The organism is Saccharopolyspora oryzae, assembly GCF_027853915.1.
In the GTDB taxonomy this organism is placed as follows: domain Bacteria; phylum Actinomycetota; class Actinomycetes; order Mycobacteriales; family Pseudonocardiaceae; genus Saccharopolyspora; species Saccharopolyspora oryzae.
The window spans coordinates 36,549-57,862 of the sequence record NZ_JAQGLA010000041.1 but is presented as its reverse complement, the minus strand read 5'-3'; the positions used below and the strand labels follow the sequence as shown (position 1 = coordinate 57,862).

Below are 21,314 nucleotides of genomic sequence, written 5' to 3'. Positions count from 1 at the left end.
CGGTCCACCGATGCCACCAGGCCTGGTGACACCACCCCCCGGATCATCCGTTCGACTGGGGGACAAAGTCATGCCAGGCCTGGCGACCAGGGCTCTTGATCAGAGCCACGAAAACGGTAACGGGGGGCTCGACCAGCACCACAAGCGTCCTCAGTTGCAGCACTTCCCTTGCGTCTCGCTGGGCTCGACCAGGAGGTTTGGGGATTCGCCCGCGGTCTCGGAGTCGGCCTTGACCACGTAGACCTCCCAGGGTTCGCGGCCGGGGCCGTGCACCCAGACCTTGTCCTGGCGGGCGTAGCAGCAGGTCGTGTCGTTCTCGACCTCGGTGAACAGGCCCAAGGCGGCCAGTCGCTCGGCGGCTTCGTGGACGGTTCCGGTGTTGTCGACCTCGACGCCGAGGTGGTCCATGACCGTTGCCTGGCCCGGCTCGCCTTCCAGCAGGACGAGCTTGAGCGGCGGGTCGGCGACGGCGAAGTTGGCGTAGCCGGGGCGGCGCTTGGCCGGTTCCGCGCCGAAGAGCTTCGAGTAGAAGGAGATCGAACCTTCCAGGTCGCCGACCCGGAGGGCGAGTTGGATGCGCGACATCACGACCCCTGTCTAGATGGACGTCGAAACAGCGGGGTCAGTTTGCCCCTCTGATTCGAGGTGTGTCAAATTAGAGGGGTGTCGAAACAGGAGTCGGAGCTGTGCTGCTCCCCGCTGATGGGGGAGCCGTTGACGGCCGAGCAGTCGGTGGAGTTGGCGCGGGTGTTCAAGGCGATCGGCGAGCCGGTGCGGTTGCGGCTGCTGTCGCTGATCGCCTCGCACGCGGGCGGCGAGGCGTGCGTGTGCGACCTGACCGGGGCTTTCGAGCTGTCCGGGCCGACGATCTCGCACCACCTCAAGGTGCTGCGGGAGGCCGGGGTGATCGAGGGCGAACGCCGCGGCACGTGGATCTACTACCGGGTGCGCCCCGAGGTCCTGGCTTCGCTGTCCAGCGTGCTCGCTCCGGCCGATGAGGTGACCGCATGACCCGAAATGCGGCGATGGCCCGTCTGTCCACGTTGGACCGGTTGCTGCCGGTGTGGATCGGTGCGGCGATGCTGGTCGGGCTCCTCGCCGGACGCTGGATCCCCGGCCTCGGGCCCGCTCTCGACGCGGTGCAGGTCGACGGGATCTCGCTGCCGATCGCGCTCGGCCTGCTGGTGATGATGTACCCGGTGCTGGCCAAGGTCCGCTACGACCGGCTCGACACCGTCACCGGCGACCGGCGGCTGCTGATCTCCTCGCTGGTGCTCAACTGGCTCATCGGCCCGGCGGTGATGTTCGCGCTGGCGTGGGTGTTCCTGCCCGACCTGCCCGAGTACCGCACCGGTTTGATCATCGTGGGTTTGGCGCGCTGCATCGCCATGGTGATCATCTGGAACGACCTGGCCTGCGGTGACCGCGAGGCCGCCGCGGTGCTGGTGGCGCTGAACTCGGTGTTCCAGGTGGTCGCGTTCGCCGCCCTCGGCTGGTTCTACCTCTCGGTGCTGCCCGGTTGGCTCGGCCTGCCCCAGGTCGGCCTGGACGTCTCGGCGTGGCAGATCGCCAAGTCCGTGCTCATCTTCCTCGGCATCCCGCTGGTCGCCGGGTACCTGACCCGCAAGCTGGGGGAGCGGGCCAAGGGCCGGGACTGGTACGAGGACCGGTTCCTGCCCAAGATCGGTCCGGTCGCGCTCTACGGGCTGCTGTTCACCATCGTGGTCCTCTTCGCCCTGCAAGGCGACCAGATCACCAGCCGGCCGGTGGACGTCGCGCGCATCGCCGTGCCGCTGCTGGCCTACTTCGCGATCATGTGGGCGGGGTCCTTCGCGCTGGGCAAGGCCATCGGCCTGAACTACGAGCGGTCGGCGACCCTGTCGTTCACCGCTGCGGGCAACAACTTCGAGCTCGCGATCGCGGTGGCCATCGGCACCTTCGGCGTCACCAGCGGACAAGCCCTGGCCGGCGTCGTCGGCCCGCTCATCGAGGTGCCGGTGCTGGTCGGCCTGGTCTACGTCTCCCTGGCCGCACGCCGCTGGTTCGCCGAACCCGCCCGCACGACCTGGAGCGATCATGCCCCGCACGCCTGAAATCCTGTTCGTCTGCGTCCACAACGCCGGACGTTCGCAGATGGCCGCGGCTCTCCTGCAGCACCGCGCACAGGGCAACGTGACAGTGCGCTCGGCCGGATCCGATCCGGCGGAGACCATCAACCCCGCCGTTGTGGCCGTCATGAGCGAACTGGGCATCGACCTGTCGCGGGAGATTCCCAAGAAGCTCACCACCGACGCGGTCGAGGCCGCGGACGTGGTGATCACGATGGGCTGCGGTGACGCCTGCCCGGTCTTCCCCGGCAAGCGCTACCTGGATTGGCAGCTGTCCGATCCGGCCGGGCAGGGCGTCGCGGCCGTACGAGAGATCCGCGACGAGATCGACCGCCGGGTCCAGGCCTTGCTGGCCGAACTCGTTCCCAGCAGCTGAAGCTGCTCGGTCGCGGAAGAGGGCTTTGCGCAGGTAGAGGGTCGTGAGTGTTTTGGGGTGCTATGACGCCACAAAACACTCACGACATCTGGCTCACCTGCCGGCGGGGATCGTCGGGAGGGTGAGCTCCGACGGGTGTTCCGGTGAGGTGTGGATGGTCAGCGGGGACAGGGCTGCCGGGAGGTCGCGCAGCGTGGGGAGCAGGTGCGGCACGTCGTAGGCCTGCACCGCGATCCGCAGCTTGTGGCCGGGCGGGATCACCGCGCCGGTGGGGAAGACCTCCACGTCGATCGGCGCGATCTCGCCTGGCTGAAGCAGGTTCTGGGCTTCCTTGGTGAAGGGGTGGTACGGCTGGATCAGCTTCCCGTCGAGGTAGCGCGAGCGGGATTCGTCGAGCGCCCGGTGGGACAGGACCTGCCAGCCGCCGGTGAGCCGGTTGACCTCGCCGGTCGGCGACACCGACGACACCGAGACCGACACCATGCCGTTCCCGGTCGGCGTCGACATGTTCAGCCGAGCGTTGATCGGACCGCGCATCCGCAGCGGCTCGGCCACCGGTTCGGTTTCGAAGACCGCTCCGGACAGGTCGTTCCACCGGTTGTCCTCGCACAGCTTCCCGAGCGCGATGGTGTTGGGCAGTCCCGCGGTCCACTGGTTGGCCGAGCGCGTGCACAGGCCGGAGACGGGGACCGGAGCGACCGTGGTCTGCCCCGGTTCGGCGTCGTCGGCGACCAGCTTCCCCGGCGAGGCCGGGAGCGAGGTGCCGGAGAGCTGGAACGTGGTGGCGCGCTGCTCGTCGATCCAGTCCTGCGCCTGGTGCCACTGGCCGGAACCGATCTCGTGCCAGGTCAGCGGCGGGATGTCGGCGTCCAGCGCCGGGTCGGCCAGACCGCGCACGTAGTGGTCGAACCAGCGCAGCTGGAGCTCCTGCAACGTGCCGTGCCCGGCGTCCTCGATTCCGGTGCCCTGGCTGGCTTGCAGGTGGTCCCACGGGCCGAAGATCATCTTGGTCGGGATGCCGCGCTCGCGGAGCCGGTCGAACACCATCGGCGTGCCGCGCTGGAACAGGTCGTACTCGCCGCCGACGAGGAAGGTGGGCACGTCGATGCGGTCGACGACGTTGATGGGCGAGCGCTCGGCGTAGAACGGTCCGTCGAACGCCGAGTCCAACCCCAGCGTCGCGGAGAGCAGCATCGGCGCGGTGAACCCGGTAGCACCTTGGATTCGCGACAGGTACATCTGCAGCGCGTTGTCGGGTTCGCCCGGTCCGTACGCGGGCGGGATGAGCCCGGTGCCCGTGACCAGCCCCAACCACAGCGGGATGAACCCGACGTCGACGGCACCACCGGAGGCGACCACGTCGCGGTAGGTGTCGGCAGCCGGGACCTGCGGGAAGATGGCCTTCAGCCCGGCCGGCCGGTTGGCGGCGGCGAACAGCTGGCTGATCCCCATGTACGAAGGACCGTGCATGCCAACGGATCCGTTGCTCCACGGCCGTTCGGCGGAGGCGGCCCACTCGACGATCTCACCGGCGTCGGTGTTCTCGCGCTCGCTGAACGCCGCCCACGAACCACCCGAGCTGCCGGTACCGCGAGCATCGACGGTGACCTGCACGTATCCGCGCTTGACGAAGTAGCTGGGATCGCCCATCGCCGCTGCTGCGGGCCCGTTCAGCACGGTCTTGTTGTACGCGGTGATGGTCAGCAGCACGGGAAACCGCCCGTCGAGCGGATTCCCACCAGCATCGGCCGGCCGCTGAACATCACCGCGCAGCACGGTGCCGTCGGACATCGGAATCGCAACGTCGCTCTCGGTGGCGGTCGAGGGGTACTCCTCCCCACGAGCCACCCAACTGTCCTGCGCGGCAGCGGTGTTCACCGTGGTCAACCCGGCGAGAACCGTCACCAGCGCCAGCAACAGGGCCAACGAACTCCGGCGCATGAAGACCTCCCAGCACGTCGGGGAGATCAACGACCAGAACGGCCCAGGGTTACGCGAACCGCCCAAGACCAACGATCACGGACGGCTCGCGTGGTGCTCAGCGATCGAACCGGCCATCCTTGACGGCTTGCACGAAGCTGGCGACATCGACCCGTAACGTTGGTCCGGACGGGTTCTTGGAGTCGCGAATCTCGTCGAGGTCGGTGGTCAGTTCGACGCAAGTCGATGTGCTCTGGCTGCGGGACGATTTGATCCAGGTCTTCGAGGTGGTCATGCCTTTCGCTCCATCCTGTCAACCAAGTCCGCGATGAGCTTCGCCGAGTCTTCCGGGCTCAGCGTGGCTGTTCGTACCATCTCGATCGCCTGCCTGTACATGCGAATGTCTGCTTCTTCATGGAGGAAGAGCCCTGACTTGCGGTTCTCGAGGTGGACGGCCACGCCAGATGGTCCTTCGATCAGCATGAACGGCCCGTCCAGCGCGGGATTCCAGCCAGAATCAGACCGGATGATCCGCAGTTCGATGTTCGGGCGCCGCCCGATTTCCAGGAGGTGCCTGAGCTGGTCGGTGAGAACGTCGGGAGACCCGATGACCTGCGTCAGAGCTGATTGGCCGATCATGCCGGTGAACTGGGTGGGCTTGTGGCCGGTGAGCACTTCTCGACGCCCGATCCGGATCGAAACGCGGGTAGCGAGTTCTCCAGCTGGTAGCCCGGAACCCATGATGCCCCGGATGTAGTCGGTCGTCTGCAGCAAACCTGGGACGAGCAAGGGTGAGACCTCGGTGATGTTGGTGGCTCCCTGCTCCAGATCGAGCAGGGCGGCGAGCTGTTGCCGGTTCTCGGGCAGCGTTGTAGCCACCCAGCTCGAATCGCTCGCACCGTAAGCGAGGTCTATGACTTCCTCGAAGCGCTGCCCGTTCACTCCTAGCGCGGTCAAGATCTGAGCGACCTGTTCCGGCTTGGGTATCCGGTCGCCGGTTTCCCATCTCGACAGGACACCGGGATCTCGTCCAAGCTGGGTTGCGAAGCCTCGGACGGTGAGCCCGTGCTCTTGGCGGGCTTCGCGAAGCGCATTTCCCAGCGCTCGTCCCCTCGGGGTTCTAGCCACGATCTGCTCCGTTCCAAACGCTGATCACCTGTTGCGCACATGGTCACGGCGTTGTCGATGGTGGCACGTTGCAACAAGATTCAGTAATTACCACAACGGGTGGTGCGAGCAGGAAACGGCGCGATAGGGCGGGGAACATGAAATTGGAGCCAGATTCGGCTTTTTCAGAAACCAAGCAGTTCAAGCACTTCCAATACCGCAAGGGGATCGTCCCGGACTGGTGCAGATTCGCTCACATTCGTTGCAACACAACGGATTCCTTGGTCAGGTCCTGGTGTCGGCGGGTGTTCCAAGTCGAAGAAGTGGAAGTGTGTTCACGTCCAGGGGAGCGATGCCCTGACCTGCCGACGGGGATTCTGGAGTGCACGGACTGCATTGTGGCTGCTGCCTTTCCAGTCCTCGCCGACCGGTCGGACCTGAACCAGATGATCCCCGCGCGGATCGATACGCCGCCGGAGATGGCGTCAGCAATGCTGGTGCTGCATCAGGACTTGGCAGACGAGGAGAGTCGAATCCGCGCAGGCGAGGTCGACACCGGCAGTTTGGGGCGTCTGGCCGCTGAAACCGAGCGCTTCGCTGCGGCGCTGCGCCGTTTCGGCTGGTTGGCGGCGAGGAGGTGATCCCGACCTGAATGCGGGGCTTGGGGTGATCGGGGCTACCGCGTCAAGCGGTGGTCGGTCTAGTGGGCCACAGCCGTACGAGCCAGCGCTCGATCCCGTCGTGGGGCCAGGATTCGGTCGTTGGCTCCGCTCCTTCTTCCTCCTCCTCGTCCAGCCAGGCGAGGAAGGCCGCCTCGGCTGCGGCTCGGTCGCGGCAGCGGGCGTCGAGGACGTAGGTGTCGGTGGGCACCGGGAGGACGCATTCCGTCCCGAGGCTGGAGGTACCCGAGACGAGCGCGATGTGCGGACCGGCGATCTCCACCTCGTGGACGACCGTCAGATCCCACGGATGGGGCGGTTCGGGCGCGGGGTGCTCCCAAAGCTCCAAATCCGCATGTACGGCGCCATCCTCCAGAACGCTGTGGAACAGCGCGAGATCTGGGCCGGCTCCGGTTGTGACGGGAGACTCCTCGGAGGGGAGCGGGGCCTGGCGCAACGCCGGTGCCTCCGGGTCTGAGAGCCGGAAGAGGTGTCGCTCGACCTCAACGAGGCCCGAGGCGGCGGCGCGGGGCCAGGATGCAGGTGGGGTGCGGGCGTCGGTCATCGTGGTGTCGACCTCCTGGGTATAAAGGTTGGTCCGACCAAAATCAACTTCGCAGATCGTCGCAGCCGCCCTCGTCATCCTGCGCACCGGCCATGACCGCACCGTGGTCGCACGGAGCAGCAAGTCGTTACGCGAAAGGCTCAGTGCGTTGGGGGCTTCAGCGGGTGGCGGTGGTCAGCCATGCGGAGCCGCGCAGTTGCACACCGTTGGGTTGGTGGTGGCGTTGCATCGCTTCGGTGAGGGCTGCGTGGGCGCGTTCTGTTTCGGTCGCGTTTGCATTGCTGCGCATTGCTCGAACCGGGGCCCACTCGAAGAGGAAGTTGGCCGCGTCGGCCGGGTCGTGGCCCCAGAGCTGGGGTGCATCGACGGGCTTTGCCGTCACGTCGGAGAATCCGGCGCCGGTCAGCACTTCGTGGATGCGGTTCGGGTCCGCCAGGGAGGTCGGGCCGGGGGAGTGCGGGTCGACGGGGGCGGGCGCCGGAAGGTGTTCGGCCATCGCATCCAGGACCGTGCCCAGGTCTCCGTCGTGGCGCTCGCGCAGGCAGACGAACGCCAGCCGGCCGCCGGGCCGCAAGGCGGTGGATGTTGGTGAACGCGGCGATCGGGTCGGCGAAGAACATCACGCCGAACCTGCTGATCACCACGTCGAAACCGGCAGGTGGGAACGGGTGCACCTGGGCATCGCCCTGTTCGAACGAGACGTTGCCGATGCCTTCCTGCGCCGCCGTGCGCCGAGCTCGTTGCAGCATCGGAGCCGACAGGTCCACGCCGACGGCGTGCATCGCACGTGCGGCGGCCATCCGGGTCGTCTGTCCGTTGCCGCAACCGATGTCGAGCACCCGATCCCGTTCGGTGAGGCTCGCGGCTTGCAGCAGGTCGTCGTTGAACCCGCAGTTCACGGCGTCGTAGCGGTCTTGGTGATCGGCCCAGTGGGTGCCTTCAGCACCGTTCCAGGATTCGGACTGCGAGGTGTTCGCGGTCTGCTCCACGACAGGTCCTTCCCTTTCAGCAGGTGGCGCTGGCCAGCCAAACGGTGCCGCCGACCCGCACGCCCTGCGCGGTTTCGTGCGGTTGGAGTCCCGAGCTCAGCTCCGCGCGGAGCCGATCCACAGTGGATTTGTCGAGGTGTCGCAGGTTGAACTGGACCGGTGCCAGCGAGCAGACGAACTCCGCTGCGTCGTCGGCGTTCTCGCCCAAGTTCTGATCGGCTTCGACCTTCTCCACTGCGATGTCGCGAAATCCGGCGGAGTCGAGGACTTCGTCGATGCGGACGGGGTCCACCATGGACATCATGCCGAGGGATGCTGGTGACGGCTTCTTCATGAACTCGCCCAGGGCTGCGGTCGCGCGAGCGTAGTCGCCATCCGGATCGGGGGCTGCCGGGCTGATGAACGCCAGCCTGCCGTCGGGGCGGAGCGCGCGGCGGATGTTGCTGAACCCGGCGACCAGGTCGGCGAAGAACATCACGCCGCCGCGGCTGATGGCCACGTCGAAACCGGCTTCCGGGAACGGGTGAACCTGGGCGTCCGCTTGGACGAACTCGATGTTGGGGATGTCGGCCGAATCGGCGCGGGCGCGGGCCACCATCGGGGCGGAGATGTCGACGCCGACGGCTCGGCCGCGCGTCGCCTGTCCGGCGGCCAGCCGCGTGGTTCTTCCGGTGCCGCACCCGACGTCGAGCACTCGGTGGGCTCGGTCGATCTGGGCGGCGGCGAACAGCGCAGCGTTGAAGTCGTCGAGCATCCCGTCGTAGCGCTCGGCGTTCGATGCCCAGAGCTCGCCCTCCCAGCCGTTCCACGCCTCGGCCTGCTGGACGTTGACCACGTTCTGCATCGGGACCCTCCAGTTTCACTAGAGTTTGTCACTAGTGATGGACTCTAGTTATAGACTCCAGTCATGAGTCCGGTCAACAAGCGGGCCGAGAAGGCCAAGCAGACACGACTGCGGATGCTGCGCGCAGCGGGCGAGCTGTTCGTGGAGCGCGGTTACGGCGCGACGCCGTTGCAGGACATCGCGGACCGGGCCGGAGTCGCGGTTCAGACCATCTACTTCACGTTCCGCAACAAGCGGAACCTGCTGAAGGAGGTCGTGGACACCGCGATCGCGGGCGACGACGAGCCGGTCGCGACGATGGACCGCCAGTGGTTCCGCGACGCCCTGGCGGAGGAGACCGCGCAAGCCCACCTCCGCGCGCACATCGCGGGCACCCGCCAGGTGCTGGAGCGGGTCGCGGCGATCGTGGAGGTGCTGCGCGTCGCGGCAGCGACGGACCCGGAGGTCGTGGACCTGTGGCCGAAGGGCGAAGACCCGCGCTACACCGTCCAAGCCGCAACGGCGAAATCCCTGGTCACCAAGCCAGGAACGCGAGCTGAGCTGTCCGCCGACCACGCCGCCGACGTCCTGTTCGGCCTCCTCAGCCCAGAGCTCTACCTGCTGCTGGTCCGCGACCGCGGCTGGACTCCGGACCAGTGGGAGCAGTGGGCCTACGACACTCTCCGCGCCCAGCTCGTTTCCTGCTGATCGGATAACAGCGAGGAGGTGAACCGCTGGTCTGCTTCAGTCCTGCCAGAAGAAGAGGAGGTCCCGGACTTCGAGCGGCCCACGGTTGCCGAAGAAGTAGGTGCAGAGTCCGGTGACAGTCGTCGAGGCGAGAGGCTCATCGATCCAGCGGAATCCAGCTGGTTCCAGGGCACTTCGAGCGGCGGAGTTCGCCTCGTTGCTGATGACGAATCGACCGAGGGTGCTGACGGCGACCGAGCCGCCCACGTGATCGAGCACGTTGTACGTGGTCCGACCTCCGGGAGGTTCGTCTGACCGCGGAGTTCCCGGTTCCAGGTTCGCTGCGGTGAGCGCTGCTCTCGCGCGTGCGAGCAGCTCGTCCTCGTCGGCTGGCTGAACCGGATCGGCGCAGATCTCTTCGAGTCGCCAGCGCGGATCGGTTCGCGGTTCGCAATCGGGCACGTATTCGCGACGGACCGCAGCACGGACTTCGTCGTCGAGACCGTCGACCTCGACGCGAGGACGCCCCAGCGAGTCGTAGATCGCCCGGGCTTCGGCGAGGTCGTTGTTGAGGCGGTACAGCGCACACACCGACCACAGCTTCGCCTCGACGGTGGGAGCTTGTTCGAAGTACTCGCGGAGGCGCTCTTCGTCGTCCACGAGCGAATGGGCCAAATGTGCCACTCCCGCGTCCGGGTCCGCGAGTGCCGTCGTCACGTCCTCGCCCGCGCGATGCCGCATCCGCACGCGGAACGCACGATCTTCCGGACGCGCGTCCCCGAGATCAGCGATGATCGCCTCGGCCCCGTACCGGGCGACGAGCGCGTCCAATCCGGCCTCGCCGACCACGCGGCGGTGAGCCCACGGATCGTTCGCAAGCGTCGCCAGGTCATGAGCCGTCGTGCGATCTCCGGCGGCACCGCGTGCGCTCAATATCGCCTCGGGCATCCCGTACGCGTCGTCGGACTCCCGGTCCTCGTGGTACAGCCAGGCTCGAAGTTCTTCCCGGTGCCCGAGGATGCCGAGCAAGGCGCTGCGGGCCCGGGGCGTTTCGCTGCGATCGCGGATGCACTCCAACAGCACCGGTACGCGCGTTTCCGGAACGCGCCCTGCGAGCGCATCTGCGCACAGCTTGCGACGGAACCAAGGTTGCGCCGCATCGGCCGCGTACCCGGCGAGTTCGTCCGGGTCGACCTCGAGCAGACCAGCCGTGTCGGCCTGGCTCAGGTTCGGTGTCAGCGCTTCGACGGTTCCCACCCAGCAGATGTTAGGGATGTGCCGCCGATTCCTCTCGTTTTTGCCTGGACTGATCCCTCGCTTACCTTCACAGGTTCTAGAGGCACGTGAGCAGGAGGGTGCCTTCCAACAGGTCGGTGGAAGGCACCCTCCGTTTGCTCAGCGGCGGATGAGCTGTTCCAGGACGTCCAGGGCGACCGGGATCGCGCGTTCGTCGATGTCGAACAGCGGGTTGTGGTGGGGGGCTTCGTTGCCTCCGCCGACTGTCATGTAGGTCGCGATTCCGCCGTTTCGCTGGACTTCTCGGGCGAAGAGGCTGGCGTCGTCGCTGCCGCCCATCTGCTTGAGGCCTTCGGTGCTCGTGGCGTCCGGGAGGTCGGCTGCGATGGCGTTGACCGCGTCGACCAGCTCGGCGTCGCAGTCCATGGTGGCCGAGCCGCCGGTTTCGACGACGTCGACCGCCACTCCGTGCATTTCGCCGGAGCCGCGCAGGGTGGTCTTGATGCGTTCGGTCAGGGAGGCGCTGACGTCGGAGTCCGTGGAGCGGGCTTCGAGGGTCATGGTGGCCCAGGACGGGACGATGTTGACGTTGTCGCCGCCTTGGAGGGTGCCCACGTTGATGCGGGTGTCCGCGGACGAGTAGCGCGGCAGCGCCATCACGTTCAGGAGCGCGCTCGCTGCCGTGACCAGCGCGTTCGCGCCCTGCTCCGGGGCTCCGGCGGCGTGCGCCGCGGTGCCGGCGAAGGTGGCTCGCATCTTGGTGGTGGCCAGCAGGCCCTGGATGCCGCCGCTGACCTTGCCCGCCGGGTCGTCCAGGCCGAGGTGCACGGCGACGAACCGGTCGACGCCTTCGACCGCGCCGGCCGCGAGCATCGACGCCGCGCCGCGGCCGCCTTCCTCCGCGGGCTGGAACAGGAATCGCACGGTTCCCGCGAAATCGTTGTCGGCGACCAGGCGGCTCGCCAGGCCGAGGCCGATGGCGGTGTGGCCGTCGTGCGCGCAGGCGTGCATCGCGCCGTAGTCGCAGTGGAAGCCGTTCGCCGCCGGGGCGTGCTCGGGGCTGTCCGACTCGGCCAGCGGCAGCGCGTCCATGTCGAAGCGCAAGGCCCAGACCGGGCCCGGTCGGTTGCCCTGGACATCGGCGATCACTGCCGTGCCGAACTCCGCGGCGTGCTTGACGTTCTCCGCGTCCGCCCCGGTGCGCACCGCGCGTTCGGCGAACAGCTCGCGCTGCTCGGCGGTGGGGTAGTCGACCACGGTTTCGGCGCGCATCGCTGCTTGGCCCGTCAGCGGTTCCAGGCCCAGTTCGCGCAGGCGGGACACGACGATGCTGGAGGTGCGGATCTCCAGGAACGCCGGTTCGGCGTGCTGGTGGAAGTCGCGACGCAACGCCACGAGCTCGTCGAAGTTCATCATCTCTCCTCTGTGGACGGTTACAGCCGGATGCCCGAACCCGGGCCGATGGGCAGGTCGAAGAAGTAGAACGCGGCCAGGATCAGCAGCCACATCGCGAAGAACGGCAGCACGAAGAAGCTCAACCGCGCCAGCAGCGTGCCCAGCTGCGTCTCCGGCTGGTACTTCTTGTTGACGCTGAGCAGGATGTAGACGTAGGCGTTGAGCGGGCTGACCGCTTGCGTGGTCGAGTCGCCGATCCGGTAGGCGGCCTGGATGAACGCCGGGTCGTAGCCGAGGATGGAGAAAGCTGGGATCATCACCGGGGCCAGCAGCGACCACAGCGCCGAACCGGACGTGATGAACAGGTTCGCCACCGTCGTCAGCAGCACCATCACCAGGATGGCCGGGAAACCGGTCAGATGGGCGGCGCGCAGTCCGTCGGCCGCGCCGATGGCGATCAGAGTGCCCAGGTTCGACCAGGTGAACAGCGCGATGAACTGGGCCGCGACGAAGATGAAGACGATGTAGCCCGCCATGTCCTTGACGGTTTCGGTCATCATCCGAGGCAGGTCGGCGCGGTGGGCGACGGTGCCCGCGGTCAGCCCGTAGGCGAGCCCGGCCAGCAGGAACGCGATGATGATCAGCGGCACGATGCTGTCCAGGAACGGCGACGGCACCAGCGCTCCGCCCTCGCCGCGCAGGAAGCTGCCGGGGATCAGCCAGGTGCCGAAGGCCACCACGGCGTAGACGGCCAGCAACGCGAACGCCCGCCACACGCCCTTGCGCTGCTGCGGCGTGAGTTCGGCGGTCTGCTCGCCGTCGGGGTCGGTCCACGGGCCCAGCCGCGGCTCCAGCACCCGGTCGATCAGGAACCCGCCGACCAGCGGCAGCAGCAGACCCGCGGTGGCCGCGAAGAAGTAGTTCATCGCGATGTGGGTGTGCACCTCGACGCCGAGCGGGGCGATCTTGACCGCCTTCTCGGTGATGCCCTCCAGCAGGCCGTCCAGCGATCCGATCAGGATCCCGCCGCCGTAACCCGTTGCCCCGCAGGCGAAAGCGCCGATCAGGCCAGCCACCGGGTGCCGTCCGGCCGCCTTGAACATCAGCGCGGCCAGCGGCGGGATGACGATCAGCGACGGGTCGGACATGACGTGCGCCTGGCACGCCACGAACGCCACCGCGTACGGCAGCAGCCAGCGCGGCGCGCGGCCGAACACCAGCGTCACCGCGGAGGACAGGAAACCGGTGCGCTCGGCGAAACCGACCACCAGCATCATCGCCAGCACGGTGCCCAGCGGCGGGAAGCCGATGAAGTTGTCCACGAAGTTGGTCAGGAACCAGACCAGGCCGTCGGTGCTGAGCACCGCCCGCACCGGGACGGGTTCGGCCTTGCCGGGAACGTCGACGGTGACGTCGAAAGCGGCCACCGCGGTGGAGATCACCGCTAGCGCCGCGAGCAGGTAGACGAACAGGAAGAACGGTTCGGGCAGCTTGCTGCCGATCCGCTCGATGCCGGCGAACACCCGGTCCAACCGGGTCCGCCGGGCAGGCGCTGCGTCTGTGTCCATGAGGTCTCCGGGCGAAGTCGAGCGCGGGCCGCCGCCCGCAGTTCACGACAGGGTGGACAACGCACCAGAAGCGCTGCTTGAATTGCTGGAAATCGTCATATGAAGGTCCGTGCATGCAAGATTCGTCCAGCCTCGACGAGGTCGACCTCTCGCTCGTCAACGCCGTGCAGATCGCCCCGCGGGGTTCCTGGCAGGTCATCGGTTCGGTGTTGGGGATCGATCCGAGCACGGCCGCCCGCCGGTGGCAGCGCATCACCGAGCAGGGCCTGGTGTGGATGACCGCTTACGCGCGGTTGACCGCGCCGACCGCGTTCGTGCTGGGATGCGTGGAGATCGACTGCCGACCGAGCGAGCGGGACCGGCTCGCGGTCCTGCTGGCCCGGCTGCCGCAAGTCGTTTCGGTGCACCACGTGGGCAGCGGCCGCGACCTGCTGGTCCTGATCAACGCGCGCAGCCTCCCCGCGCTGTCGCGATTCGTGCTCGACGAGCTCAGCCACCACCCCGGAGTGCGGCGGGCGAGCGTGCACACCGCGACGACGATCTTCAGCGAAGGCGTGCAGTGGCGACTCAACGCGCTGTCCCCGGCGCAGCGAGCGCAGTTGGCCGCGCACGCGCCCCCGCGCGCGAAGCAGGGCGTGCTGACCGAGAAGGACCGCGACCTGATCGTCGCGCTGAGCACCGATGGGCGGCGGAGCGTGGCCGAGCTCGCCGAGCTGACCGGGACCAGCGTGTCGACGGCGCGGCGGCGGTTGGCGAAGCTGGTCGACCAGGGACTGGTGTCGATCCGCTGCGAAGTCGCGCAGAGCCTCACCGGATGGCCGGTCTCGGCGATCTTCTGGGCCAACGCGCCCGCCGAGGACCTGTCGGAGGTGGGCCGGTCGCTGGCCAAGCTCCCGGAGATCCGGTTCTGCGCTGCGGTGACCGGCGCGCACAACCTGGTGATGATCGTCTGGCTGCGCGCACCGGAGGACTGCCACCGCCTGGAGGAGCGGCTGGCGGCCCAGCTGCCGTCGCTGTCGTTGGCCGAACGCGCGATCACCCTCCGCCAACCGAAGCGGCAGTCCCGGATCCTCGACGACCTGGGCCGCAGCACCGAAACCGTCCCCACCGACCCCTGGGCCGAACTCCACCTCCCGAGCGCGTGATCACCCGCAGAGCAACCGCGCCGGGTTGGCTGCGGTGATGTGCTCGAACTCGCCGTCGTCGATCCCCGCCTCGCGCAAGGCCTTCCGGAAGACGGTCTGCACGAACGAGTACCCGGGGCCGCCGTAGGCGCTGAGCTGCGACTTCACGCACACGTCGTGGGACAGCAGGATCTGGTCGAGATGACCGGCCCGCGCGAGCTCGAGCACCATCGCCACCCGCCGACCCACCTCGTGCGGGTTGGCGGTGAAGATGGTGTCGATCCCGACGTAGGCCCCTCGGCGCGCGATCTCCAGCGCGTAGCCGGGCTTCTCGACCAGGTCGCAGTGCCCGATCGCGATCCGCTCCGGCACCACGTCCTCCTCGGCGAGCAGGTCGAGCTGCGGCAGGCCGACCGGCCAGCGCGCCGCGTGCGTGTAGATGGCGGCCCCGGTAGCGCGGTGGGCGCGAGCAGCAGCGCGGAACGACCGCTCTTCGGCCGCCGAGATGTACCACTTGTCGGCGCCGATCTCGCCGATGATGCCCGCCGAGATACCGGTTCCGGGGAAGCCTTCGGTCAGGTCCCGGACCAGGTGCTCGGCGATCTGGTCCGGGTCGTGCCGGTCGAACCAGTCCCGCTCCAGGAACGGGTCCCGGTAGTGCCCGGTGCCCAGCACCACGTTGAGCCCGCTGGCTTTCGCGACGCGCCCGATGGCCAGGACGTTCTGCGGGTCGCGGGTGCTGCCGGTGGCGTCATGGCTGGGCACCGGCGCGGCACCCGTGGTCAGTTCGGCGGAGGTGAGGTCCACGATGGTGCCGCCGCCGAGCTCGGCGAACGCGCCGACCTCCTCGGTGACCAGCTGCTCGTCGACGATCAGGCCATCCCCGCGGCGTTCGCGGAGCAGGTTGATGAACAGGTGCTCGTGGGGGAGGGTGGGACCTAGCCGATCCCGTTCGACCGGACCTGACGCGGTCATCACGCTGGGCATGCTGAGCTTCCTCTCGTCGCGGTCAGGCTGCTGGTTCGGGTTGTCGCGCTTCGGTTTCCGCGCGCGTCCGGCGCTGGGCGGCGAGGCTGCCGAGCAGGCTCCACACCGAGATCGCGAGCAGCAGCGCCGCCGCGGGCCAAGAAGCGTTGCCGGACACCACGAGCAGCTGGGTGGCGAAGTAGGGCAGCAGCCCGCCGACCACCCCGGCCAGATTGACGCCCATCGCGACGCCGGTGTAGCGCAGCGGCGGCGGGAAGATCGACGCGAGCAGGGTGCCCAGCGCGGCGTAGGTGACGGTGAGCATGCTGATCCCGATGACGGCTCCCAGCACCACCAACGCCGGGGATCGCGTGTCCACCAGCAGGAACACCGGGAAAGCGGTGACCGCGGAGAGCAGCGACCCGGAGACGCAGATGCGGGCCGGGCCGAACCGGTCCGTCAGCCGCGCGCTGAAGGCCATCACCGCGAACTCCAGCGCCGCCGGGATCAGCGTCGCCGCGAGCATCACCTGCCTGGACAGCCCCAAGGCGCTCGTGCCGTAGCCGACGAGGAACGTCGTCAGCAGGTACAGGCCACCGGTGTTGGCGATGGTCGCCGACAACGCGACCAGCACCTCCCGCCAGTGGCCGCGCAGCACCGCCAGGACCGGCACCTTCTCCCGGGATTCCCGTTGGAACAGCGGCGATTCCTCGACCCGGCGCCGGACCTGGAAGGCGACCACCAGCAGCGCGAACGAGACCAGGAACGGAACCCGCCAACCCCACGACAAGAACTGCTCGTCGGGCAGCAGCGTCGCCAGCGCCATCGCGCCGCTGGACAGCAGGGTGCCCGCCGGCGCTCCGTACTGCGGCATCGCGCCGTACCAGCCGCGCCGCCCGGCGGGCGCGTGCTCGACCGCCATGAGCGTCGCACCGGACCACTCGCCGGCGGCGGACATCCCCTGCAGGCAGCGCAGGAAGGCGAGCAGGAGCGGGGCGGCGAACCCGATCTGCTGGTAGCCGGGCAGCAGCCCTATCGCGCCGGTGGACAGCCCCATGATCAGCAGGGTGGCGGTCAGCGCCCGCCGCCTGCCGAAGCGGTCACCGATGTGCCCGAACAGGATTCCGCCCAGCGGCCGGACGACGAAGCCGACCGCGAAGGTGAGGAAGGAGGCAATCAGACCGGTGCTCGGGTCGAGGTCGGGGAAGAAGACGCGGTCGAAGACCAGCGCGGCAGCGGCGCCGAAGAGGAAGTAGTCGTACCACTCCAAGGCCGTGCCGACGAACGCCGCGGAAGCCACCCGACGCAGATCTCTGGTGCCGTGCATCCCATCGCTCCCGCCGCGAGCTGTTCGGTCGGCTCTCCGCAAACCGCTCGATCGATCGATCGAGACTCAGGGATAGTAGGGCGGCCTGTAGAGGGGCGCAAGGCTTCGGGATCTGCAGCCCACAACGGAATTGGGCATCGGCGCGTCATTGCTGGCGCGCTGAACCGGGGGTTGAACCTGACGTAGCGGGAGGTTCTAGTGTCGGATCCGTGACCGGAACCGGGGGTGCGAAGCGGCCGCTTCGGAGCGTTGGGGCGCTGGCCGAGGCGACCGGCCTGACCGTGCGCACGCTGCACCACTACGACGAGCTCGGGCTGCTGCGGGCCGGTGAGCGGACCGCGTCCGGGCACCGCAGGTACACCGAGCAGGACCTGCAGCGGCTCTACCAGATCCGGTTGCTTCGGGAGCTGGGGATGTCGTTGGAGGAGATCGGTGACGTGCTGGCCGATCCCGCCGCGCTGCGCGAGGTGCTCGTCGGGCACCTCGGTCAGCTCGACGAGCAGGCGAGCCGGTTGGACGCGCTGCGGAACCGGACCAGGAGCCTGCTGGAGCAGCTGGACGAATCCCGGCGTCCGGAAACCGGCGAGCTCCTCGCCGCGCTGGGGCGGATGAGCACGATCGACCAGCACATCACTGATGAGCAGCGGGCCGTCCTAGCCGAACGCGCCGAGGCGCTCGGACCCGAGGGCAGGGAGATGCTGGACTCGGAATGGCCCTTGGTGGCGGCGAAACTGGTGCGCCACTGCCAGGCCGACGACCCGGTGGACGACCCCGACGTGCAGCGCAGCGCCCGGCGGCTGTTCGAGCTGGTCGACGTGTTCACCGGTGGCGATCCGGAGATCCTGAGTTCGATGCTGCAGTTCCTCCGCGAGCGCGCCGTTCCCGAGCGGCAGGACTTCGTGCTCGGCGAGGACTTGCCGGACTACCTGGACCGCGTCGCCGAGTCCCTGAGCTGACCAGCAGCGGAAAGCATTTGCACGCAACGGAATTGGTGGCTTGACCTGTCATGCCCTGAAACAGGAGGGGAAACATGCTTGGAACGACGAGTCCGGTCCCGGCGGAGGTGACCTTGGAGCTGCCGCCCCCGGCCGGCCCGCACCGGCTCGGCACCACCGTGCTGCACCTGGTCGACCGCGACCGGACCGACCCGTGGCACGGCGGCGCCAGGGAACTGATGGTCACGGTGTTCTACCCGGCGGACGACGTCCGCGGATACCCGCTCGCACCGCAGCTGACGCCCGCCGCGGCGGAGGCGTTCAAGGGATTCGACCCGGTCTACCTGCATCCCGAACTGCCGGACGAGGCGGTCGACTGGGCGGCCACCGCGACCCACTCGCACACCGGCGCGCCGGCTCAACCCGTCCGGCGGCCGGTCCTGCTCTACAGCCCCGGTGGCGTCGATCCGCGCGCCATCGGCACCGGGCTCGCCGAAGAGCTCGCCAGCAACGGCAACGTCGTGGTGACCATCGACCACCCCGGCGAGACCAGCGAGGTCGAGTTCCCCGGTGGTCGGGTGCGGATGATCGACATGCCCGGCGATCCGCGGACGGACCCGGCGCTGTTCCGCACCATGCTCGGCACCCGCATCGCCGACACCCGGTTCGTCCTGGACCAGCTGGGAGAGCTGGCCGCCGGGCGGAACCCCGACGCGGAATCCCGGGAACTTCCCGACAACCTCGGCCGGGCGCTGGACCTGCGACGAGTCGGCAGCTACGGGCACTCCGCCGGCGGGGCGACCGCGGCCGAGGTGATGCACGAGGACCGGCGAATCGCTGCCGCGGTCAACATGGAGGGATACCTGGAATACCTGCCGGAAGAGCCCGGCGAGCTGCTCCCGATCGCCCGGGAGGGCACGGACCGACCGCTGCTGCTGCTCGGCACCGACGGCTTCCGCGACGAGCGGATCGAGCGGTCGTGGTCAGCGATGCTTGCTCATCAGCGCGGATGCACCCGCTGGCAGCAGCTCGATGACGCCACCCACTGGGTGCTCACCGACTACGGCACCACGGCACCCCAGCTCCAGGACGCCGGGCTGATGAGAGCAGAGGACCGGGCGAAGCTGGTCGGCACGATCGACCCGGCCGAATCGGTGCCCGCGATCCGCGACCACGTGGTCGGCTTCTTCGCCACGCACTTGTCCCGCTGATCGCATCCAGCCCCCGCCGAGGAACCGCAGTTTCAATTGAAACTGCGGACCGGACCGGGTCAGGCCGGGGTGTAGTGCTTGACGCCGTCGATGGTCTCGGTGCGGAGTTTGGCCTGCAGGACCAGCACGTCGAGGTGGGCCGAGGTTTCCAGGACCGCCAGCATCTGGTTGAACGGGTCCAGGTCGTCCAGGGCGTGTTCGCGGCGGGTCCAGGTCAACGCGCGTGCTGCTTCGTAGGCGGTGGTGGCACCGCGCGCGACGACGTCGGCCGTGGTCGCCAGGCGTCGATCGTGGTGGTCGAGCAGCTCGTCGATCCGCTGGTGCACGCTGTCGGTCACGGGGCCGTGCGCGGGCAGCAGCCGCATGTCCGGCAGCGAGCGGACCAGCCGCAACGAGGCCATGTAGTCGCGCAGCGGCGATTCGCTGGGCGCCTGCTCGAAGCCGATGGACGGGGTGATGTGCGGCAGCACGTGGTCACCGGCGAACAGCAGCTCGCTAGAGCCGTCGACGAACACCACGTGGCCGCGGGTGTGGCCGGGAGTCGGCAGGGCGCGCAGCGGTCGGTCGGCCAGGTCGACGTCGGTGGACTCGGTGATCCACTCGTCGGGCTCCTCCCAGTCGGTCGACCGGTACTTCGTGCCGCGGGCGGCGATCACCGCGTCCCGCACCGGTTTCGCGCCGCACGCGGTGAGCAGCTCGACCTGCTTGTCCAACGGCGTGTGCCCGGGGTCCATCAGCTTGCGGATCGTGTGCTGCTCGCCTTCGCCCAGCAGCACCCGCGATCCGTACTCGCGCCGCACGGCGACGGCTTGCGTGTAGTGGTCGCGGTGCGCGTGGGTGACCAGGAACCGCTTGATGTCGCCGAGCCCAGCGCCGATCTTCCGCAACCCGGCGGTGAGCTGCTCGCGCGCCTCGTCCAGCGCCCAGCCGCCGTCGACCAGGGTGAGCCCGTCGCCGTCGCTGATCGCGTAGACGTTGACCGCCCGCAGACCGTCGTTGGGAAGGGGGAGCGGGATCCGGTGCACCCCGGGCGCGACCTCGTGCGCACCGGGTCGCATCCACTCGTGCCGCGCGTCGCCCATGACCACACCTCCGAGCCCGCCACCTGTTCAGGGGCGTCCCAGTAGACGTACCACAGACATACCGACCGGTCAGTGTGCCCTGCGCCACGTCACACCGCCGGCGCCACCGCGAGGGGTTTTCCAGGCCTGTTCTGCGCGACGGTGTCGCTGGCCGGAACCTCGGACACAGGTCGTCTGCGTTCAGCCGGACGCGGTCACCGGCCGGGATCAAAATTCCATTGAAATCGGACCTCGAAATTCAATGGAATTTGCGGAACCCCGGCCGCGGCTCAGAGGACCGGGTGGACTTCGGGGTGGGCGTTCCACCAGCGGTGGAAGGCCGGGTTGTCCGGGACGTGCGCCAGGTAGGCCCGTGCGAGGTCCTGGTAGAGGACGTCCGCCTGCGCTCGGGTCAGGCGGTCCGGGCGCCAGGCCACCGCCAGCCGGGCGACCAGGGGATGCCCCGCCAGCGGCAGCACGGCGGTGCCCTCCGGGACGGCGAACGTGGGCTCCACCAACCGGATTCCGTAGCCGCGCGCGACGAGTTCGCGCGCCCCGCCGCTGGGCGCCTCGAACTGGATCCGCGGTTCGAAACCGGCGTCCAGGCAAGCAGAGCGGAACACCGCCAGCGAACCGTCGTCGGCTCCGGGCGGTCCGATCCACGATTCGTCCGCCAGATCGGCCAGCCGGACCTCGTCGCGGTCGGCGGCCCAGTGGTCGGCGGCGAGCGCGACGAACCACGGGTAGCGCGGCACGAGCACGCGGCTGATCACCGGGCGTTCCAACGCGAGGGAGAAACCTTCAGCGTTGGCAACCAATCCCGCGTCGTAGCGTCCCCGGGACAGCGAATCCGCCAGCACCGCAGCGGAAGATTCGACGTGCAGCATCACAGACTGCCCCAGCCGGCCGTCCTGCATCCGGTCCACCACGCTCGGCACGCACGCCAGGTGCGCGCATCCGAGGTGCAGCGGCTCGGTCGACGGCGACGGTCTGCCCGCCGCGCCGAAGAGGGAATCCACTTCCGACAGCACGATCCGCGCCCGGTCGACGGTCCGGCGGCCGAAATCCGTCGGCACCACACCGGTTCTGCTGCGCACGAACAGCGGATCGCCGAGCATCTTCTCGATCGCCTGCAGCTGGTTGCTCAGCGCGGGTTGGGTGAGCTCCAACCGGGCCGCGGCGCGCGTGATGCTGCCGGTTTCCGCGATCGCGCAGATCATCCGCAGCTGGCGGATCTCGATCGTCATAGCGGAACTC

Annotated in this window: 22 protein-coding genes and 1 pseudogene; 8 read left to right on the top strand and 15 right to left on the bottom strand. The window is 68.5% G+C overall.

Annotated features, from left to right (window positions below):
• Nucleotides 1-150: 150 nt before the first annotated feature.
• Nucleotides 151-585, bottom strand: a complete 435-nt coding sequence (locus OU415_RS22740) for an ArsI/CadI family heavy metal resistance metalloenzyme (RefSeq protein ID WP_270951058.1) — start codon at nt 583-585, stop codon at nt 151-153.
• Between the two features lie 117 nt (nt 586-702).
• On the opposite strand from OU415_RS22740, the gene OU415_RS22735 reads away from it, so the two are divergent.
• From OU415_RS22735 to OU415_RS22725, 3 genes are read left to right on the top strand one after another with little or no spacing between them, the layout of a single operon-like run.
• The gene (locus tag OU415_RS22735) at nt 703-1,011 is read left to right on the top strand and encodes an ArsR/SmtB family transcription factor (protein ID WP_270951066.1); all 309 of its coding nucleotides are present in this window, start codon (nt 703-705) and stop codon (nt 1,009-1,011) included.
• Nucleotides 1,008-2,093, top strand: a complete 1,086-nt coding sequence (gene arsB / locus OU415_RS22730; RefSeq protein ID WP_270951057.1) for an ACR3 family arsenite efflux transporter — start codon at nt 1,008-1,010, stop codon at nt 2,091-2,093. The genes OU415_RS22735 and arsB overlap by 4 nt, the downstream gene beginning before the upstream one ends.
• Complete coding sequence (locus OU415_RS22725; protein WP_270951056.1) at nt 2,077-2,484, top strand: arsenate reductase ArsC; 408 nt, start codon at nt 2,077-2,079, stop codon at nt 2,482-2,484. The genes arsB and OU415_RS22725 overlap by 17 nt, the downstream gene beginning before the upstream one ends.
• 93 nt (nt 2,485-2,577) lie before the next feature.
• Here the strand turns inward: OU415_RS22725 and OU415_RS22720 are convergent, their stop codons facing one another.
• The 3 genes from OU415_RS22720 to OU415_RS22710 all read right to left on the bottom strand — a co-directional run bounded on the left by OU415_RS22720 (nt 2,578) and on the right by OU415_RS22710 (nt 5,532).
• Complete coding sequence (locus OU415_RS22720; RefSeq protein WP_270951054.1) at nt 2,578-4,425, bottom strand: CocE/NonD family hydrolase; 1,848 nt, start codon at nt 4,423-4,425, stop codon at nt 2,578-2,580.
• A gap of 97 nt (nt 4,426-4,522) precedes the next feature.
• Nucleotides 4,523-4,699, bottom strand: coding sequence for a DUF397 domain-containing protein (locus OU415_RS22715; protein WP_270951052.1), 177 nt, complete (start codon nt 4,697-4,699; stop codon nt 4,523-4,525).
• Nucleotides 4,696-5,532 carry a helix-turn-helix domain-containing protein gene (locus tag OU415_RS22710; protein ID WP_270951050.1) on the bottom strand — a complete coding sequence of 279 codons (837 nt, stop codon included), beginning with the start codon at nt 5,530-5,532 and terminating at the stop codon, nt 4,696-4,698. Before OU415_RS22710 ends, OU415_RS22715 begins: the two co-directional genes overlap by 4 nt.
• Nucleotides 5,533-5,669: 137 nt before the next feature.
• Here OU415_RS22710 and OU415_RS22705 point away from each other — a divergent pair, with 137 nt between their 5' ends.
• Nucleotides 5,670-6,152, top strand: coding sequence for a hypothetical protein (locus OU415_RS22705; RefSeq protein ID WP_270951048.1), 483 nt, complete (start codon nt 5,670-5,672; stop codon nt 6,150-6,152).
• A 43-nt stretch (nt 6,153-6,195) separates the two neighbouring features.
• Here OU415_RS22705 and OU415_RS22700 read toward each other — a convergent pair whose 3' ends face one another.
• The 4 genes and pseudogenes from OU415_RS22700 to OU415_RS22685 form a co-directional block, all read right to left on the bottom strand.
• On the bottom strand, nt 6,196-6,813 hold the full coding sequence (locus OU415_RS22700) for a hypothetical protein (protein WP_270951047.1): 618 nt from the start codon (nt 6,811-6,813) through the stop codon (nt 6,196-6,198).
• A gap of 79 nt (nt 6,814-6,892) precedes the next feature.
• Complete coding sequence (locus OU415_RS22695) at nt 6,893-7,309, bottom strand: hypothetical protein (RefSeq protein ID WP_270951067.1); 417 nt, start codon at nt 7,307-7,309, stop codon at nt 6,893-6,895.
• Between the two features lie 52 nt (nt 7,310-7,361).
• Nucleotides 7,362-7,574 (bottom strand): annotated as a pseudogene (locus OU415_RS22690) (class I SAM-dependent methyltransferase); the annotation flags it as partial.
• A 166-nt stretch (nt 7,575-7,740) separates the two neighbouring features.
• On the bottom strand, nt 7,741-8,568 hold the full coding sequence (locus tag OU415_RS22685) for a class I SAM-dependent methyltransferase (protein ID WP_270951046.1): 828 nt from the start codon (nt 8,566-8,568) through the stop codon (nt 7,741-7,743).
• Between the two features lie 63 nt (nt 8,569-8,631).
• Here OU415_RS22685 and OU415_RS22680 point away from each other — a divergent pair, with 63 nt between their 5' ends.
• Nucleotides 8,632-9,255 (top strand): TetR/AcrR family transcriptional regulator, encoded by a 624-nt coding sequence (locus OU415_RS22680; protein ID WP_270951045.1) that lies wholly within the window; start codon nt 8,632-8,634, stop codon nt 9,253-9,255.
• A gap of 36 nt (nt 9,256-9,291) precedes the next feature.
• Here the strand turns inward: OU415_RS22680 and OU415_RS22675 are convergent, their stop codons facing one another.
• The 3 genes from OU415_RS22675 to OU415_RS22665 form a co-directional block, all read right to left on the bottom strand.
• On the bottom strand, nt 9,292-10,491 hold the full coding sequence (locus OU415_RS22675; RefSeq protein WP_270951044.1) for a hypothetical protein: 1,200 nt from the start codon (nt 10,489-10,491) through the stop codon (nt 9,292-9,294).
• Between the two features lie 138 nt (nt 10,492-10,629).
• Entirely contained in the window at nt 10,630-11,883 is a 1,254-nt protein-coding gene (locus OU415_RS22670; protein WP_270951042.1) for an amidohydrolase, read from the bottom strand.
• Nucleotides 11,884-11,903: 20 nt separating this feature from the next.
• Nucleotides 11,904-13,433 carry an AbgT family transporter gene (locus OU415_RS22665; RefSeq protein ID WP_270951040.1) on the bottom strand — a complete coding sequence of 510 codons (1,530 nt, stop codon included), beginning with the start codon at nt 13,431-13,433 and terminating at the stop codon, nt 11,904-11,906.
• Between the two features lie 113 nt (nt 13,434-13,546).
• Here OU415_RS22665 and OU415_RS22660 point away from each other — a divergent pair, with 113 nt between their 5' ends.
• The gene (locus tag OU415_RS22660) at nt 13,547-14,578 is read left to right on the top strand and encodes an Lrp/AsnC family transcriptional regulator (RefSeq protein WP_270951038.1); all 1,032 of its coding nucleotides are present in this window, start codon (nt 13,547-13,549) and stop codon (nt 14,576-14,578) included.
• On the opposite strand, the gene OU415_RS22655 is transcribed toward OU415_RS22660, so the two are convergent.
• A complete protein-coding gene (locus OU415_RS22655) occupies nt 14,579-15,544 on the bottom strand; it encodes a phosphotriesterase family protein (RefSeq protein ID WP_270951036.1) in 966 nt (321 codons plus the stop codon).
• Nucleotides 15,545-15,566: 22 nt separating this feature from the next.
• A complete protein-coding gene (locus OU415_RS22650) occupies nt 15,567-16,850 on the bottom strand; it encodes an MFS transporter (protein WP_270951035.1) in 1,284 nt (427 codons plus the stop codon).
• 209 nt (nt 16,851-17,059) lie between these two features.
• On the opposite strand from OU415_RS22650, the gene OU415_RS22645 reads away from it, so the two are divergent.
• Complete coding sequence (locus OU415_RS22645) at nt 17,060-17,806, top strand: MerR family transcriptional regulator (protein WP_270951034.1); 747 nt, start codon at nt 17,060-17,062, stop codon at nt 17,804-17,806.
• 74 nt (nt 17,807-17,880) lie between these two features.
• Nucleotides 17,881-18,996 (top strand): alpha/beta hydrolase, encoded by a 1,116-nt coding sequence (locus tag OU415_RS22640; RefSeq protein WP_270951032.1) that lies wholly within the window; start codon nt 17,881-17,883, stop codon nt 18,994-18,996.
• 59 nt (nt 18,997-19,055) lie between these two features.
• Here OU415_RS22640 and OU415_RS22635 read toward each other — a convergent pair whose 3' ends face one another.
• Both OU415_RS22635 and OU415_RS22630 read right to left on the bottom strand, forming a co-directional pair.
• Nucleotides 19,056-20,078 carry an MBL fold metallo-hydrolase gene (locus OU415_RS22635; protein WP_270951031.1) on the bottom strand — a complete coding sequence of 341 codons (1,023 nt, stop codon included), beginning with the start codon at nt 20,076-20,078 and terminating at the stop codon, nt 19,056-19,058.
• A gap of 269 nt (nt 20,079-20,347) precedes the next feature.
• Nucleotides 20,348-21,304, bottom strand: coding sequence for a LysR family transcriptional regulator (locus OU415_RS22630; protein ID WP_270951030.1), 957 nt, complete (start codon nt 21,302-21,304; stop codon nt 20,348-20,350).
• Nucleotides 21,305-21,314: the final 10 nt, after the last annotated feature.

What these genes read in the sequence shown, in the direction of transcription:
- OU415_RS22740 (WP_270951058.1), bottom strand. Translation starts at nt 585, where the DNA reads ATGTCGCGCATCCAACTCGCCCTCCGGGTCGGCGACCTGGAAGGTTCG.
- OU415_RS22735 (WP_270951066.1), top strand. Translation starts at nt 703, where the DNA reads ATGGGGGAGCCGTTGACGGCCGAGCAGTCGGTGGAGTTGGCGCGGGTG.
- arsB (WP_270951057.1), top strand. Translation starts at nt 1,008, where the DNA reads ATGACCCGAAATGCGGCGATGGCCCGTCTGTCCACGTTGGACCGGTTG.
- OU415_RS22725 (WP_270951056.1), top strand. Translation starts at nt 2,077, where the DNA reads ATGCCCCGCACGCCTGAAATCCTGTTCGTCTGCGTCCACAACGCCGGA.
- OU415_RS22720 (WP_270951054.1), bottom strand. Translation starts at nt 4,425, where the DNA reads ATGCGCCGGAGTTCGTTGGCCCTGTTGCTGGCGCTGGTGACGGTTCTC.
- OU415_RS22715 (WP_270951052.1), bottom strand. Translation starts at nt 4,699, where the DNA reads ATGACCACCTCGAAGACCTGGATCAAATCGTCCCGCAGCCAGAGCACA.
- OU415_RS22705 (WP_270951048.1), top strand. Translation starts at nt 5,670, where the DNA reads ATGAAATTGGAGCCAGATTCGGCTTTTTCAGAAACCAAGCAGTTCAAG.
- OU415_RS22700 (WP_270951047.1), bottom strand. Translation starts at nt 6,813, where the DNA reads ATGACGAGGGCGGCTGCGACGATCTGCGAAGTTGATTTTGGTCGGACC.
- OU415_RS22685 (WP_270951046.1), bottom strand. Translation starts at nt 8,568, where the DNA reads ATGCAGAACGTGGTCAACGTCCAGCAGGCCGAGGCGTGGAACGGCTGG.
- OU415_RS22680 (WP_270951045.1), top strand. Translation starts at nt 8,632, where the DNA reads ATGAGTCCGGTCAACAAGCGGGCCGAGAAGGCCAAGCAGACACGACTG.
- OU415_RS22670 (WP_270951042.1), bottom strand. Translation starts at nt 11,883, where the DNA reads ATGAACTTCGACGAGCTCGTGGCGTTGCGTCGCGACTTCCACCAGCAC.
- OU415_RS22665 (WP_270951040.1), bottom strand. Translation starts at nt 13,433, where the DNA reads ATGGACACAGACGCAGCGCCTGCCCGGCGGACCCGGTTGGACCGGGTG.
- OU415_RS22660 (WP_270951038.1), top strand. Translation starts at nt 13,547, where the DNA reads ATGCAAGATTCGTCCAGCCTCGACGAGGTCGACCTCTCGCTCGTCAAC.
- OU415_RS22655 (WP_270951036.1), bottom strand. Translation starts at nt 15,544, where the DNA reads ATGCCCAGCGTGATGACCGCGTCAGGTCCGGTCGAACGGGATCGGCTA.
- OU415_RS22650 (WP_270951035.1), bottom strand. Translation starts at nt 16,850, where the DNA reads ATGCACGGCACCAGAGATCTGCGTCGGGTGGCTTCCGCGGCGTTCGTC.
- OU415_RS22640 (WP_270951032.1), top strand. Translation starts at nt 17,881, where the DNA reads ATGCTTGGAACGACGAGTCCGGTCCCGGCGGAGGTGACCTTGGAGCTG.
- OU415_RS22635 (WP_270951031.1), bottom strand. Translation starts at nt 20,078, where the DNA reads ATGGGCGACGCGCGGCACGAGTGGATGCGACCCGGTGCGCACGAGGTC.
- OU415_RS22630 (WP_270951030.1), bottom strand. Translation starts at nt 21,304, where the DNA reads ATGACGATCGAGATCCGCCAGCTGCGGATGATCTGCGCGATCGCGGAA.